9 protein-coding genes are annotated in these 13,543 nt (G+C 66.1%); 5 read left to right on the plus strand and 4 right to left on the minus strand.

All coding sequences use genetic code 11. The features are described 5' to 3' along the window. Positions 1 to 12: 12 nt before the first annotated feature. Positions 13 to 2,820: a cation-translocating P-type ATPase gene (locus tag H9639_RS02225; protein ID WP_191806496.1), complete on the plus strand. Its 2,808-nt coding sequence runs from the start codon at positions 13 to 15 to the stop codon at positions 2,818 to 2,820. Here the strand turns inward: H9639_RS02225 and H9639_RS02230 are convergent. Together H9639_RS02230 and glgC are read right to left on the minus strand one after the other, a co-directional pair. Further along, the gene (locus tag H9639_RS02230; RefSeq protein WP_191806497.1) at positions 2,792 to 4,231 is read right to left on the minus strand and encodes an SDR family oxidoreductase; all 1,440 of its coding nucleotides are present in this window, start codon (positions 4,229 to 4,231) and stop codon (positions 2,792 to 2,794) included. The two genes, H9639_RS02225 and H9639_RS02230, sit on opposite strands and share 29 nt — an antisense overlap. A gap of 118 nt (positions 4,232 to 4,349) precedes the next feature. After that, on the minus strand, positions 4,350 to 5,594 hold the full coding sequence (gene glgC / locus H9639_RS02235) for a glucose-1-phosphate adenylyltransferase (RefSeq protein WP_191806498.1): 1,245 nt from the start codon (positions 5,592 to 5,594) through the stop codon (positions 4,350 to 4,352). Between the two features lie 112 nt (positions 5,595 to 5,706). On the opposite strand from glgC, the gene glgA reads away from it, so the two are divergent. After that, positions 5,707 to 6,903: a glycogen synthase gene (gene glgA / locus H9639_RS02240; protein ID WP_191806499.1), complete on the plus strand. Its 1,197-nt coding sequence runs from the start codon at positions 5,707 to 5,709 to the stop codon at positions 6,901 to 6,903. Between the two features lie 69 nt (positions 6,904 to 6,972). Here the strand turns inward: glgA and H9639_RS02245 are convergent, their stop codons facing one another. Then, complete coding sequence (locus H9639_RS02245; RefSeq protein WP_191806500.1) at positions 6,973 to 9,090, minus strand: acyl-CoA dehydrogenase family protein; 2,118 nt, start codon at positions 9,088 to 9,090, stop codon at positions 6,973 to 6,975. Between the two features lie 9 nt (positions 9,091 to 9,099). After that, positions 9,100 to 9,861 (minus strand): TetR/AcrR family transcriptional regulator, encoded by a 762-nt coding sequence (locus H9639_RS02250; protein WP_318241951.1) that lies wholly within the window; start codon positions 9,859 to 9,861, stop codon positions 9,100 to 9,102. A 72-nt stretch (positions 9,862 to 9,933) separates the two neighbouring features. Here H9639_RS02250 and H9639_RS02255 point away from each other — a divergent pair, with 72 nt between their 5' ends. From H9639_RS02255 to H9639_RS02265, 3 genes are read left to right on the plus strand one after another with little or no spacing between them, the layout of a single operon-like run. Next, positions 9,934 to 11,265: an acetyl-CoA C-acetyltransferase gene (locus tag H9639_RS02255; RefSeq protein ID WP_191806501.1), complete on the plus strand. Its 1,332-nt coding sequence runs from the start codon at positions 9,934 to 9,936 to the stop codon at positions 11,263 to 11,265. A gap of 2 nt (positions 11,266 to 11,267) precedes the next feature. Continuing rightward, complete coding sequence (locus H9639_RS02260; RefSeq protein ID WP_191806502.1) at positions 11,268 to 12,608, plus strand: 3-oxoacyl-ACP reductase; 1,341 nt, start codon at positions 11,268 to 11,270, stop codon at positions 12,606 to 12,608. Further along, on the plus strand, positions 12,605 to 13,525 hold the full coding sequence (locus H9639_RS02265) for a MaoC family dehydratase (protein ID WP_191806503.1): 921 nt from the start codon (positions 12,605 to 12,607) through the stop codon (positions 13,523 to 13,525). The genes H9639_RS02260 and H9639_RS02265 overlap by 4 nt, the downstream gene beginning before the upstream one ends. Positions 13,526 to 13,543: the final 18 nt, after the last annotated feature.

The following is a 13,543-nucleotide window of genomic DNA, read 5'->3' on the forward strand; positions in this document are numbered from 1 at the left end:
CAGGGGCAGCCCATGCAGCATGGCAGTAATCCGGATTCCGGGCGCTCCGGCGCGGACGCCCCCTCATCCACATCACCATCCGTCGCACAGGCACAGCTCCCGCCGCCCTGGACCGTGTCCGGTCCGGCTGCCGCCAAGGCCCTGGAGACCAGCACTGAAACCGGGCTGAGCGAACAGCAGGCCGCCGAACGCCTGTCCAGGTACGGGCCAAACCAGCTTGCCGGTGCGCCTGCCGTACCGGCCTGGCGCAAGATCCTTGCCCTGCTGTCCGACCGGCTGATCCTGGTCCTCTTGGCGGCGGCTGTGCTCAGCGCGGTCGTTTCCCGCGACCTGGAGACGCCGATTGTGATTCTTGCGGTTGTCATCCTGAACACCATCCTCAACTACGTCCAGGAACGCCGGGCGGAAAACAGTCTGGAAGCGCTGCGCCGCACAGATGTCGGGACGGCGCGCGTGAGGCGGGGTGGCAGCGCGGCCAGGGTTCCGCGCACTGACCTTGTACCGGGGGACATAGTCCTGCTGGAAGCTGGGGATTCGGTCCCGGCCGACGGCAGGCTCCTCGAGGCGGTGCGGCTTCAGGCGGCCGAAGCTGCCCTCACCGGCGAATCCCAGCCGGTGAACAAGGACGCAGCGGCTGTTCAGGCGGAAGACGTTCCCGTCGCGGACCGCCGCGGCATGCTGTACATGGGCACCGACATCAGCCGAGGGCGTGCCGTACTGGTGGTGACCAGCACCGGCATGGACACCCAGATGGGCCGGATCGCCCACCTCCTGGGCAGCACCGCCGATGAGAAAACCACGCTTCAGCGCAGCATCGACCAGCTCGCGGCGCTGCTGACCTGGATCGCCCTGGGCGTGGTGGCGCTGGTCTTTGTTCTCGGCCTGCTCCGCGGTGAAGACCTCGACACGCTGCTGCTGACCTCCGTTTCGCTGGCCGTAGCCACGATCCCAGAGGGGCTCACCGCCGTCGTCGCCTTTACCCTGGCGATGGGCGCCTCCCGGCTGGCGGCCCGCGGCGCCATCATCAAACAGCTCTCCGCGGTGGAAACCCTTGGCGGAACATCCCAAATCTGCACGGACAAAACCGGAACGCTCACGCTGAATGAAATGACTGCCCGGCAGATCATCAGTGCCAGCGGGCGGCAGTTCCGGGTGACCGGGACAGGCTACGGAATCGACGGCAGGATCCTGAGCCCGGACGGGCTGCCGGTTCCCGCCCTCACCGAGGCCTATCTGGTGATGGTTCTGTGCAACGACGCCGCAGTGACGGACGGAGTGCTCACCGGAGACCCCACAGAAGGAGCCCTGGTGGTGCTGGCCGAAAAGGGCGGCCTTGATCCCGCAGGAGCGCGGAGCGAGCATCCCCGTGCCGCGGAGATTCCGTTCGACTCCGACTACAAGTACATGGCAACGTTCAATGACAACATCCATAACCCCGGTGCGGTGTACTGCAACGTGAAAGGCGCCCCGGGCGTCGTGTTGGATCTGTGCTCCTCAATGTCCGGGCCTGAAGGCGTGCAGCCGATCACCGCCCGGGACCGCGAACGGCTGCAGGCCGGCGTCACCGCCCTGGCAGATCAGGGCCTGCGGACCCTGGCCGTGGCCGGACGCCCGCTAAACGCACCGCTCCCGGACACACCGGCAGGGCTCAAGGACGCGGCCAGGGACCTGGTGCTGTTCGCCGTCGTTGGCATCATGGACCCGCCCCGTGCCGAAGCCCGCGAGGCCATCGCCACAGCGCATGCCGCCGGCATCAGGGTGCATATGATCACCGGGGACCATCTGGTCACGGCATCCGCGATCGCCAAGGACCTGGGCATCTCCGGGAACGCAGTAGCCGGAGCCGAGCTGGACCGCTTCACGGAACAGGAGCTTCGGGAGCGGGTGGCCGGCTACGGTGTGCTGGCGCGGGTCTCACCGGAGCATAAGCTGCGGGTTGTTGAAGCGCTCCAGGCCAATGGTGATGTGGTCGCGATGACCGGCGACGGCGTGAATGACGCTCCGGCGCTCAAACGCGCGGACATCGGCATTGCCATGGGCATCACCGGAACCGACGTCTCCAAGGGTGCCGCGCGGATGATCCTCACGGACGACAACTTCGCCACGATCGTCGCGGCAGTCGAGGAAGGACGCGGGATCTACGCCAACATCCTCAAGTTCGTCCGGTTCCAGCTCACCACCGCGTGGGGTTTTGTGCTGATTTTCCTGGCCGCTGCCACGTTTGGCTTCGCCGGGGGAGCGCCGTTCACCGCGATCCAGATCCTGTGGGTCAACATCATCATGGACGGCCCGCCGGCGCTGGCTCTGGGCGTTGATGCCACCGATCCGAAGGTGATGCAGCAGCCGCCGCGGAAACCCCGCGAACCGCTGCTGACCGGGCGGCGGCTGGCATCCCTCATGGTCTCGGGCCTGGTGATGGCTGCGGGTACCTGCGCGGTGCTGCTGAGCGCACCGGAATTGTTCCCCGGCAGTGCGGCGGCGAGCAGTAATTTCGCAACCACCATGGCGTTCACCACGTTCGTTTTTTTCCAGGTCTTTAACCTGCTCAACGTCCGCAGCGAAACGTCATCCCTGTTCTCCCTGCAGACCTTCACAAACCGCACCATCTGGCTGGCACTGGGCGCCGTCGTCGTGCTGCAGATCCTGGTGGTCCAGGTGGGCGTGTTCGGGACGCTCTTTGATACGGTCCCGCTCACCGCCGATCAGTGGCTGCTCTGCATCGGCGTGGCGGCGGTGATCGTGGTGGTCTCGGAACTGAGCAAGGCCGCCGGCGCCCTGCGCCGGCGGCGTGCTACCAGGGTGAGGGCCGGTAATCCTTGAGGAAGACACCGTGCAGGTCCTCACCGGCTTCACCCACCACGATCGGATCGTAAACCCGCGCTGCTCCGTCCACCAGGTCCAGGGGTGCGTGGAAACCTTCCTCAGCGAGCCGCACCTTGGTGGGGTGCGGACGCTCATCCGTGATCCAGCCCGTGTCCACGGCCGTCATAAGGATCCCGTCGGTTTCCAGCATTTCGCCCGCACTGGTGCGCGTCAGCATGTTCAGCGAGGCTTTCGCCATGTTGGTGTGCGGATGGCCGGGCCCCTTGTAACGGCGGCCGAACTGGCCTTCCATCGCCGAGACGTTGACGATGTACTTCCGCCGGGCCGGTGACGCTGCCATGGATGCGCGCAACCGGTTTACCAGCAGGAACGGTGCGGTGACGTTGCACAGCTGCACCTCGAGCATCTCCAGGGGTTCCACCTGGTCCACGACCTGGGTCCAGCTGTTGATGGGCGCGGTGTCCGGGACCAGGCCGCCGGCGTCGATGGCGGTTCCCGCCTCGAGTTTGGCCAGCGAGGACGATCCCGCGGTCAGGGCCAGCGAGGTCACAGCGTCTCCGGCCAGTACCGGGTGTTCGGCAACGGACCCGGCCAGGGCCGTGGGGTGCGCGTTATACGTGTTGCCGAACGTCATCAGTTCCGGCATGGCACGCCCGGCGGGCAGCTCTTCGAGCTCGGCGTCCATCAGCGGCTGGTAGGCGTTGGAAGTGCGGCGCACGGTCTGCGCGGCGTTGTTGATCAGGATGTCCAGCGGACCGTCAGCGGCCACAGCGTCAGCGAGCGAAATGACCTGCGCCGGGTCCCGCAGATCGATTCCCACAATCTTCAGCCGGTGCAGCCACTGCTCTGAATCCTCCATGGCAGCGAACCGGCGGGCGGCGTCCTTGGGAAAGCGCGTGGTGATGGTGGTGTGCGCACCGTCACGCAGCAGCCGCAGAGCGATGTACATGCCGATTTTGGCGCGCCCGCCGGTGAGCAGTGCCCGCTTTCCGGTCAGGTCCGTGCGGGCATCCCGTTTGCTGTGGCTGAAGGCGGCGCACTCCGGGCAGAGCTGGTGGTAGAACGCGTCCACGAGGGTGTAGGGCTGCTTGCAGATGTAGCAGTTGCGCGGTTTGAGCAGGGTTCCGGCCGAGGGGCCGTGAGCCGCACTTCTCAGCTGGGCGCCGCGTGTCTCGTCATCGATCCGGTCCGGCGCACCGGTGGCAGTGCGGGCGACGACGGCGCGGTCTGCCTCAGCCACGGCCTCCCGCTTGGTGACTTTGCGGTGTTTCTTGACCGCTTTGAACATCTTGGCCGTGGCCCGGCGGACGGCCACATGGTCCGGATGTTCTTCATCAAGGACGTGGATCTGGGACAGGACCCGAAGACAGGCGTCGAGGTCTTCAGGGCTCAGGTCAGTGCTGCTCATGGAGTCGTTTCTGCGGTGTGGGACCGCCGGGGGTGTTCACGGCGGAGGCAATCTGATGCCCTTTGACTCTACCGCGAACCCGGGCCGGGCCCGGTATCGGCCGGGCCCGCCGCGGATACTACCCGGTCCGCACGGACTGTCCTTTGCTGAGCACCGTCAGGCCCGACGGCGTCACCGTATAGCCGCGGGCGAGGTCCAGTTCCCGGTCCACCCCGATGGTGGCTCCGGGCGGGACCTGAACGAATTTATCGATGATGGCCCGGCGGATAATCGCCCGTTCACCCACGTGGACGCCGTCCATGATGACGCTGTCGCTGACCGTGGACATCGCATCAACATAAACGTCGTGGGCCAGCACTGAACCGCTGACGGTGCCGCCGGAAATCACGGCCCCATTGGACACAATCGAATCCACGGCAGTACCGGGCTCGTCGTCAGCGCCCCGGACAAACTTGGCGGGCGGGGAAATGCTCTGGCGGGTATAGATGGGCCACTGCAGGTTGTAGAGGTTGAAGGCCGGCAGGGGGGAAATCAAATCCATATGCGCGTCGTAATAGGAGTCCAGCGTCCCAACATCCCGCCAGTACCGCCGGTCACGCCCGGTGGCGCCGGGGATAACGTTTTCGGTGAAGTCATACACCGCCGCTTCGCCACGCTCCACGAAGTAGGGAATGATGTCCCCGCCCATATCGTGCTTGGTGATCAGCCGCTCCGCGTCGACCCGCAGGGCTTCAACCAGCGCGTCGGTGGTGAAGACGTAGTTGCCCATGGAGGCAAGGAAACTGTCCGGGTCATCGGGCAGACCGGGAGTGGTGGAGGGTTTCTCCACGAAGGCGGCAATCCGCCCCGGAACATCCGGGCTGGTCTCAATCACGCCAAACTGGTCGGCCATGGAGAGCGGCTGCCGGACGGCTGCGACGCTGCATTGGGCCCCGGACGCTATGTGGTCCTCCACCATCTGGGAGAAGTCCATCCGGTAGACGTGGTCGGCGCCGATCACGACGACGATGTCCGGCCGCGCATCGTCGATCAGGTTCATGGACTGGTACAGGGCGTTCGCGCTGCCCAGGAACCAGCTTTTTCCCACCCGCTGCTGGGCCGGGACAGATGCCACATAGTTCTGCAGCTGCGTCGAAAGCCGCCAGGTCTCGGAAATATGCCGGTCGAGGCTGTGGGACTTGTACTGGGTGAGCACCACGATTTGCAGATACCCGGAATTAACCAGGTTGGACAGTGCAAAGTCGATCAACCGGTATTTGCCGGCAAACGGAACCGCGGGTTTGGCCCGGTCGGCCGTGAGCGGCATCAGCCGTTTCCCCTCGCCGCCGGCAAGAACCACGGCCAGGACCTTCTTCGGGGCCATTGTGCATACTCCTGACTTTTCCCGCAGGAAAATGTTGGGCGGTGACGTGGATATATAAGCGTGCTGCCCATCACACTAGATCACGGAAGAGACGTGCACTACGTTGGTCAGGGTGCGAATAGATATCGTTTCCAAGGAATTCCCGCCCGAGGTCTACGGGGGAGCAGGTGTACACGTCGCAGAGTTGAGCCGTGTCCTGGCCAGCCGGGTTGACCTGCGTGTTCACTGTTTCGGAGCCCCGCGTGAGCCTGACTTCCACGGCGCTCAGGTCCTGACCTACGGGGTGCCGGCCGAACTTACCCAGGCCAATCCGGCGGTTCAGACCCTCGGCACCGACCTGGACATGCTGCAGGGCTTTGCCGGCGCTGACCTCATTCATTCGCACACCTGGTACGCGAACCTGGCCGGTCATCTGGGATCCCTGCTTTACGGCGTGCCCCACGTCCTGAGCGCCCACAGCCTGGAACCCCTCCGGCCGTGGAAGGCCGAGCAGCTGGGCGGCGGCTATGCGCTGTCCTCCTGGGTCGAGAAGACTGCGTACGACGCCGCCTCCGCCATCATTGCCGTGTCCGAAGGCATGCGCAGGGACATCCTGCGGGCCTATCCGGAAGTCACTCCCGGTAAGGTCCGGGTGGTGCACAACGGCATCGATACCGTGTCCTGGCATCCTGACGAGGACCCGGACGGGGTCCGTGCCCTTGGCATCGACCCGGATGCGCCGAGCGTGGTGTTCGTGGGCCGGAACACCCGCCAGAAGGGCGTTCCGTTCCTGCTGCGCGCCGCGGCCCTGCTTCCTCCCGAGGTCCAGGTGGTCCTGTGCCTGGGCGCCGCCGATACCCCGGAACTGGCAGCCGAGACAGCGGCCCTGATTGAGGATCTGTCGCAGACGCGCCGCGGCGTGGTGGTCATTGAACGGATGCTCCCGCGCCACGAGCTGCTCAAGGTCCTCACCGCCGCCACCGTTTTCGCCTGTCCGTCCATTTACGAGCCGCTTGGCATCGTGAACCTGGAGGCAATGGCCTGCGGTACCGCCGTGGTGGCCAGCGCCACCGGCGGCATCCCGGAAGTCGTCGACGACGGCGTGACCGGCCTGCTGGTTCCGCTGGAACAGGTTGCCGACGGCACCGGCACACCGCTGCACCCCGAGGTCTTCGTCCGGGACTTCGCCGCCGCCCTCACCGCCGTCGTCAGCGACCCGCTGCTCGCCCGGGAGATGGGGGAGGCCGGGCGGCAGCGGGCAGCCAAGGAGTTCTCCTGGGATGCTATTGCCGAGGCTACCCTCGACGTTTACCGGTCTGTCCTGCCCTAAGGGGCACCTGCCGCGGCAGGTGCCCAGGGGTGGAGCACCGGCAGTCCTTCACTGAAAAGAGCGGATTTGTCAGCTCTGGGACTTAACCGGTTTCCCCGCAGCCTTAGCGTTCTGTTTCTGCCGCTGGATCACGGTCTTCTCGTCGATCGGAGCTCCGCCGCTGGCGCGCAGCAGCCGCTGGTACTCCATTGACTCGTCCTGGCGCGCCTTTTCAGCGCCGGTGGCGATGGCCGCGCGGAGGTGCTCCGGGCCGTAGCCAAAGGCATCCACCAGGTCCAGGGCGTGCGGACGGAGCCTGGCGAGCAGCCGGTTGATGTACTCGCCCAGGGTACGGGCCCGCTGGGAGGACAAACGGCCGTGCATCAGGTACCAGGCCAGATTCTTTTCGATCAGGCCCAGGCCAAAGAGATCGCGCAGCCAGGTGAGCACCTGGCGCGTTCCGGCGTCGTCAATGCCGTCCAGGCCCCGGGTGAAGGCTTCCCACTGGAGCAGTTCGGCGTGCGCGCGGGCTGCCTCGATCAGGTCATGCTGGTTCTGGTTGAACACAGCCGCGCCTTCGGCCTTGGGCAGCTTGCGCGCCTCGCGCAGGTTCGCGGCCACTTCGGCCACCATCGTTGCCACCCGGTCTGCCAGCAGGTCGTGCTGCGCCTTCGGATCCCGGAGTGCAATAGCCGACTTCTTCTCCGAGCCGGTGTCCGCGACAGTCTGGACAATCCGGCGCAGGCCGGAACGGTTGAAGGTGCGCTCGGTTGCCTGCCCCACCACATAGCGGGCCAGCACGCCGAAGTCGGCTCCCTGAAAATCCTTGGCATAGTCAGCCAGCAGCCGCTTGGCCACCAGCTGGAGCAGAACCGTGTTGTCGCCTTCGAAGGTCACATAGATATCCAGGTCAGAGCGGAGCGCGGTCAGCCGGTTTTCGGCGAGGAACCCCGCACCGCCGGTCGCTTCGCGGCACTCCTGGAGGGTGTCCAGCGCGTGCCAGGTGGAGAGCGACTTCAGTGCAGCGGCGAGGGTTTCCAGGTCCTGGCGGTTCTCGTCGGTGTCATCCGCGCCGGAGAAGACGTCGTCAAACTTTGCGAGCAGTTCATCGTGTGCGAAAGACGCCGCATAGGTGGTTGCCAGCAGCGGCAGCAGCCGGCGCTGGTGCTGCTGGTAGTCCATCAGCACTTCTTCCACCGTGTCCGAGGCGCCGTTGAACTGGCGGCGCTCAGTGGCGTACTGGACGGCGATCTTCAGAGCCAGCTTTGAGACGGCGACGGCGGCGCCGTCCAGGGAAACCCGGCCCTGGACCAGGGTTCCGATCATGGTAAAGAACCGGCGGCCCGGGCTCGCGATCGTGGACGTGTAGGTGCCGTCCGCGGCCACATCGCCGTAGCGGTTCAGCAGGTTGGTCCGGGGGATCCGGACGTTATCGAAGTGCAGGCGGCCGTTGTCAATGCCGTTCAGTCCGCCCTTGACGCCGTCGTCCTCGCCGCCAACGCCCGGCAGGAAACCATCGTCGCCGCGGAGCTCCACGTAGAAGGCGTGCACCCCGTGGTCCACTCCCTTGGTGATCAGGTGCGCGAAGACCACGGCAGCCTTGCCATTGACCGCGGCGTTGCCAATGTAGTCCTTCCATGCGGCGCGGAAGGGCGTATTGATGATGAACTCTTCCGCTGCGGCGTCATACTCAGCCGTGGTGGCGATGCTGGAGACATCCGAACCGTGGCCGGTTTCCGTCATCGCAAAGCAGCCCGGAATGTCGAGGCTCATGATCCCCGGAAGCCACTTCTCATGGTGTTCGCGCGTGCCCAGGTGCAGTACGGCGGAGCCGAAGAGACCCCACTGGACGCCGGCCTTGATCTGCAGGGAAGGGTCGGCAACCACCAGTTCCTCGAAGCCGGCAATGTTGCCGCCGTGGTTGTCCTGACCGCCCACATACTCGGGGAACGCCCGGTGGACGGCTTTGGAATCCACCAGGATCTTCAACTGCTCCATCACCCGGAGCCGGTGCTCGGTGTGGGTCAGCCCGGCAGGTGTGTGCAGTGCGTCATTGCCTGCCAGCCCGCGGGCCTGGAGCCGGATGTCATGCCACTTGCCCAGGAGGGCGCGGCCGAGCACCTCCACGTCAACGGTGGCCGAGTCGTCATCGCTGATGACGGTGCTGGCCGGAAGCTGGCGCTGTGGGGTGGAGACTGATTGCGTCATTGCATGTCCTTACTTGTCGGCGCCGGCCGCGGCGGAGTTTTGCCGGGTGCGGTCGTGCGGAGGGGCTGAGGAAGAAGCGGAAGCGGCTGCGGGTTGGGGACTGTCCCATCCGATGCCGTCGAACAGCCAGGCCGTCAGCTGGTCAGTCATTTCAGCTTCGGTGGGGCGGGCCGGCCCAGGAGGCGTGGCCAGCCACCGCTCACCGGCGGCCCTGACCATGCCCAGGGCCGCCGTCGGCCAGAAGCCGGCAGCCGCCTGGGCCAGCGCATCTGACTCGTGGCCTTCGAGGTAGAACCTGACGGCGTGGTCCATCATGGCGCTGATGTTGGCGAAAAAGTCTGAAAGGACGGCAGCGACGCCCGGCTCGCTGGAGCCGGCTGCTTCTCCGCCCGAGGAGCTGCCGGTGACGAATGCGTACACGGCGGGAGAGGTCTCTGCCATCTGCAGATAGGCGGAAACCATGGCCCGCAGACCGGACCGTGGAGAATCGGCGCTGCGTGCCGCAGACAGGATCTTGTCCTGCATTTGGTTGATAACTACCTCACCCATGGCCTGCTGGAGCCCGGACTTGTCACCGAAATACCGGTAATAGACGGACTTGGAGGTCCCGGACGCGGCGGCAATTTCTTCCATGGACGCCTGCGCACCGAGGGTGTGCACGGCCCGCCGGGCAGCACGGATCAGGGCGCCCCGGCGCTCAGCCCGGTGTGCCTCCCACCGGATGGAGCGGCCATCCGGCACCGTTGTGGTTTGTTTCACTGCCCTGTTCACGATACTCAGCGTATCAGGTACGCTGGGTTGCAGTAACCCCCGTCACACCACGCCCCCCAAGGAGATCGACGAATGGCTGCTCAACCCACGTCCGCCCCCCGGCCCACCCAGCCCGCAGGTCCCGCCGTACGGAATGCCGTGGTCATTGGCGGCAACCGCATCCCGTTCGCCCGGTCCGGAGGCGCGTACGCGCACAGCTCCAACCAGGACATGCTGACCGCCGCGCTGGACGGGCTCGTTGCGCGGTTTGGCCTGCAGGACGAGCGGATCGGTGCCGTGTCCGCCGGCGCCGTCCTGAAGCACTCCCGGGACTTCAATCTGACCCGCGAATCCGTTCTGGGCTCGGCCCTGTCCCCGGAAACCCCTGCCTATGACGTCCAGCAGGCCTGTGCCACCGGACTGGAAACTGTGGTGTCCCTCGCCAACAAGATCAAGCTCGGCCAGCTGGAGTCAGGGATCGCCGGCGGCGTCGACTCCGCGTCTGATGCCCCGATTGCCGTCAGCGAAGGGCTGCGCCGCGCACTGCTTGACCTTTCCCGCGCCCGGACCACCAAGCAGAAAATCGCGGCTGTCGCCAAAATCCGACCTAAGGACCTGGCTCCGAACGCACCCAACACCGGCGAACCACGGACCGGATTGTCCATGGGAGAGCATCAGGCGCTCACCACCGCGCAGTGGAAGATCACCCGGGAAAGCCAGGACGAGCTGGCCTACAACAGCCACCGGAATCTGGCAGCTGCCTATGACCGCGGCTTCTTTGACGATCTCATCACTCCCTACCGGGGCCTGTCCCGGGATTCGAACCTGCGCCCGGATACCTCGCTGGAGAAACTGGCCTCCCTCAAGCCCGTTTTTGGCCGCGCGCTCGGCGACGAGGCAACCATGACGGCGGGCAATTCCACGCCGCTGACGGACGGGGCCTCCGTGGTGCTGCTGGGCTCGGAGGACTATGCCCGGGAGCATGACCTTCCCATGCTCGCCAATATCGTCGACGCCGAAGCCGGCGCCGTCGACTTCGTTCACGGACGCGACGGGCTCCTGATGGCCCCGGCCTTCGCCGTGCCGCGCCTCCTGGCCCGGAACAACCTCAGCTTCGACGACTTCGACTTCTTCGAAATCCACGAGGCCTTCGCCGGAACGGTGCTCAGCACCCTCGCGGCCTGGGAGGACGACGAATTCTGCCGCACCCGGCTGGGGCTGGAAGGGCCGCTGGGCAGCATCGACCGCAGCAGGCTGAACGTCAACGGCTCCTCGCTGGCAGCGGGGCATCCATTCGCGGCGACGGGCGGCAGAATTGTCGCCAGCCTGGCGAAGATGCTGCATGAAAAGGGAACCGGGCGCGGGCTGATTTCGATCTGCGCCGCCGGAGGCCAGGGCCTCGTGGCCATCCTGGAGGCCCGCTGATCATGACCGATGCCTACCTCAACCTCGTCAATTCCGGTTTCACCAAGGAAATCGCCAAGAAGCTGGGTCTTCCCCGTCCGGCCGTGCTCCGTCGCTTTGACCCAGCCAAACCACTGGTTCCGGGCCCCGTTTTGGTGCTGGGCAAGGGTGAATCCGCGGACACCCTGGCCTCCACGCTGCTTTCCTGGCAGCAGGATGTGCGCCGCCATGCCACGCCCAAAGAGCGTCTGGGCGCCATCCTGATGGTCCTGGACGAAGCGCTGACACCGGAAGACCTTTCCGCCGTCGCTCTCGACGCCGGAGCCAGCCTTCGCGACCTGGCCCCGGGCGGGCGGATCATCACCGTCTCCCGTCCTGCCGCCGAAGCCCAGGATCCGGCCGCCGCGGCAGCCAGGCAGGGCATCGACGGCACCCTCCGTTCCCTGGCACATGAACTGCGCGGAGGTGCCACCGCCAACGGCATTGTGCTGGCCAACGGCACGGACGCCACCGCGCCGTCCGTGGCCGCCGCTCTGCACTTCCTGCTCTCCGGCCGCAGCGCGTATGTCAACGGCCAGTTCATCACCATCGGTTCTGCGGCCGGTGAACTGCCCGCGGACTGGACGGCTTCGCTGGCGGGGAAAACCGCCGTCGTCACCGGTGCCGCCCGCGGGATCGGCGCCTCCCTTGCCCGGGTCCTGCACCGCGAAGGCGCCAACGTGATCGTGGTTGACGTTCCGGCGGCGGGTGAGCAGCTCGCTGCCGTTGCCAACGAAGTCCGGGGAACGGCCCTGCAGGTGGATATCACCCGGGACGACGCCGCCGAGCGGATCCTGGCGCACGCGGCGGAACGCTACGGGCACCTGGACATCGTGATCCACAACGCCGGCATCACGCGCGACAAGCTGCTGGCCAACATGGATTCATCCCGCTGGGACTCGGTGCTGGCGGTCAACCTCTCCTCCCAGCTCAGAATGAACGCAGCCTTCCTGGCGTCGGAGACCTTCAGCCGCAGCGGCCGGATCGTTTCCCTGGCCTCCACCAGCGGCATTGCCGGGAACCGCGGACAGACCAACTACGCCGCTTCAAAGGCCGGAATTATCGGCATGGTCCGGGCAACCGCACCACTGCTGGCTCCGCGCGGCGGATCGATCAACGCGGTGGCACCGGGCTTCATCGAAACGGATATGACCGCGCGGATGCCCACCCTCACGCGCCAGGTGGCCCGGCGCCTCTCAAGCCTGCAGCAGGGCGGACTTCCCCTCGACGTCGCCGAAACCATTGCCTTCCTGGCCTCGGATGCGGCCGCGGGCATCAACGGTACTGTTCTGCGGGTCTGCGGCCAGAATATGGTGGGCGCATGAGCGTACAGGAACTGGAGGAAATCCCTGCCCTTGGACGGCTGTACCTCGCTGCAGTCGGCAATGCGGCGCGCAGCCGGCTTTCTCCGCCGTCTTCTCCGGAGGAACTGCCTGCGGCCCGGCACTCTGTTCCGCAGGCGCGGGTGAACCTGACGAACCTCACGGACTTCCAGCGCCTGGTGATGCACAGTGCCCAGGACACCCTTCCGTCCGGGTATGTCCACACCTTCGCCTTCCCGGTAGCCATGAGCGTTATGGCACGGGAGGACTTCCCGCTGCCGCTGCTGGGAATGGTGCACCTGCGCAACGAGGTCCGGCACCTGCGGCCCATCCACTACACGGAACCGCTGTCCGTCACGGCATGGGCGGAGAACCTGGCCGGACACCGTGCGGGAACCCAGGTTGAGCTGGTCGCGGAAGTCCGTTCCGGGGCGGAACTGGTCTGGACCGGGCGGTCAGTGTACCTCGCCAAGGGAGTGTTCCTTCCCCGTTTTGATCGTCCGGCCCGCGGAGCCGAACGCGCCGACTTTACTCCGCCGCTGCCCACGGCACAGTGGCGGCTCGGCGCCGATGCCGGACGGAACTACGCCAGGGTTTCCGGAGACTTCAATCCGATCCACCTCAGCAGCCTCTCCGCCAAGGCCCTCGGCATGAAGCGCTCGATCGCCCATGGCATGTATCTGGCTTCCCGGGTGGTTGCGGAGGCAGTCCCGGCGGTGCAGGGGCCGTTCGAATGGGATATCGAGTTCGAGTCTCCGGTTTTCCTTCCCGCGACCGTCAGCCTGCGGATTTCCGACACCGGAGCTGTGGGGGAACGCACGGAAACAACGTTCACCGGCTGGAACCAGCGAAGCAGGCGCCGGCATTTCCACGGGTCGGTGCGCCCGCTCGGTGCGGCCGGGGGACCGGCCGGCCCGTAGCCTGCTACTGTTCGGGCC

The organism is Arthrobacter gallicola (assembly GCF_014836775.1).
Taxonomy (GTDB): domain Bacteria; phylum Actinomycetota; class Actinomycetes; order Actinomycetales; family Micrococcaceae; genus Arthrobacter_B; species Arthrobacter_B gallicola.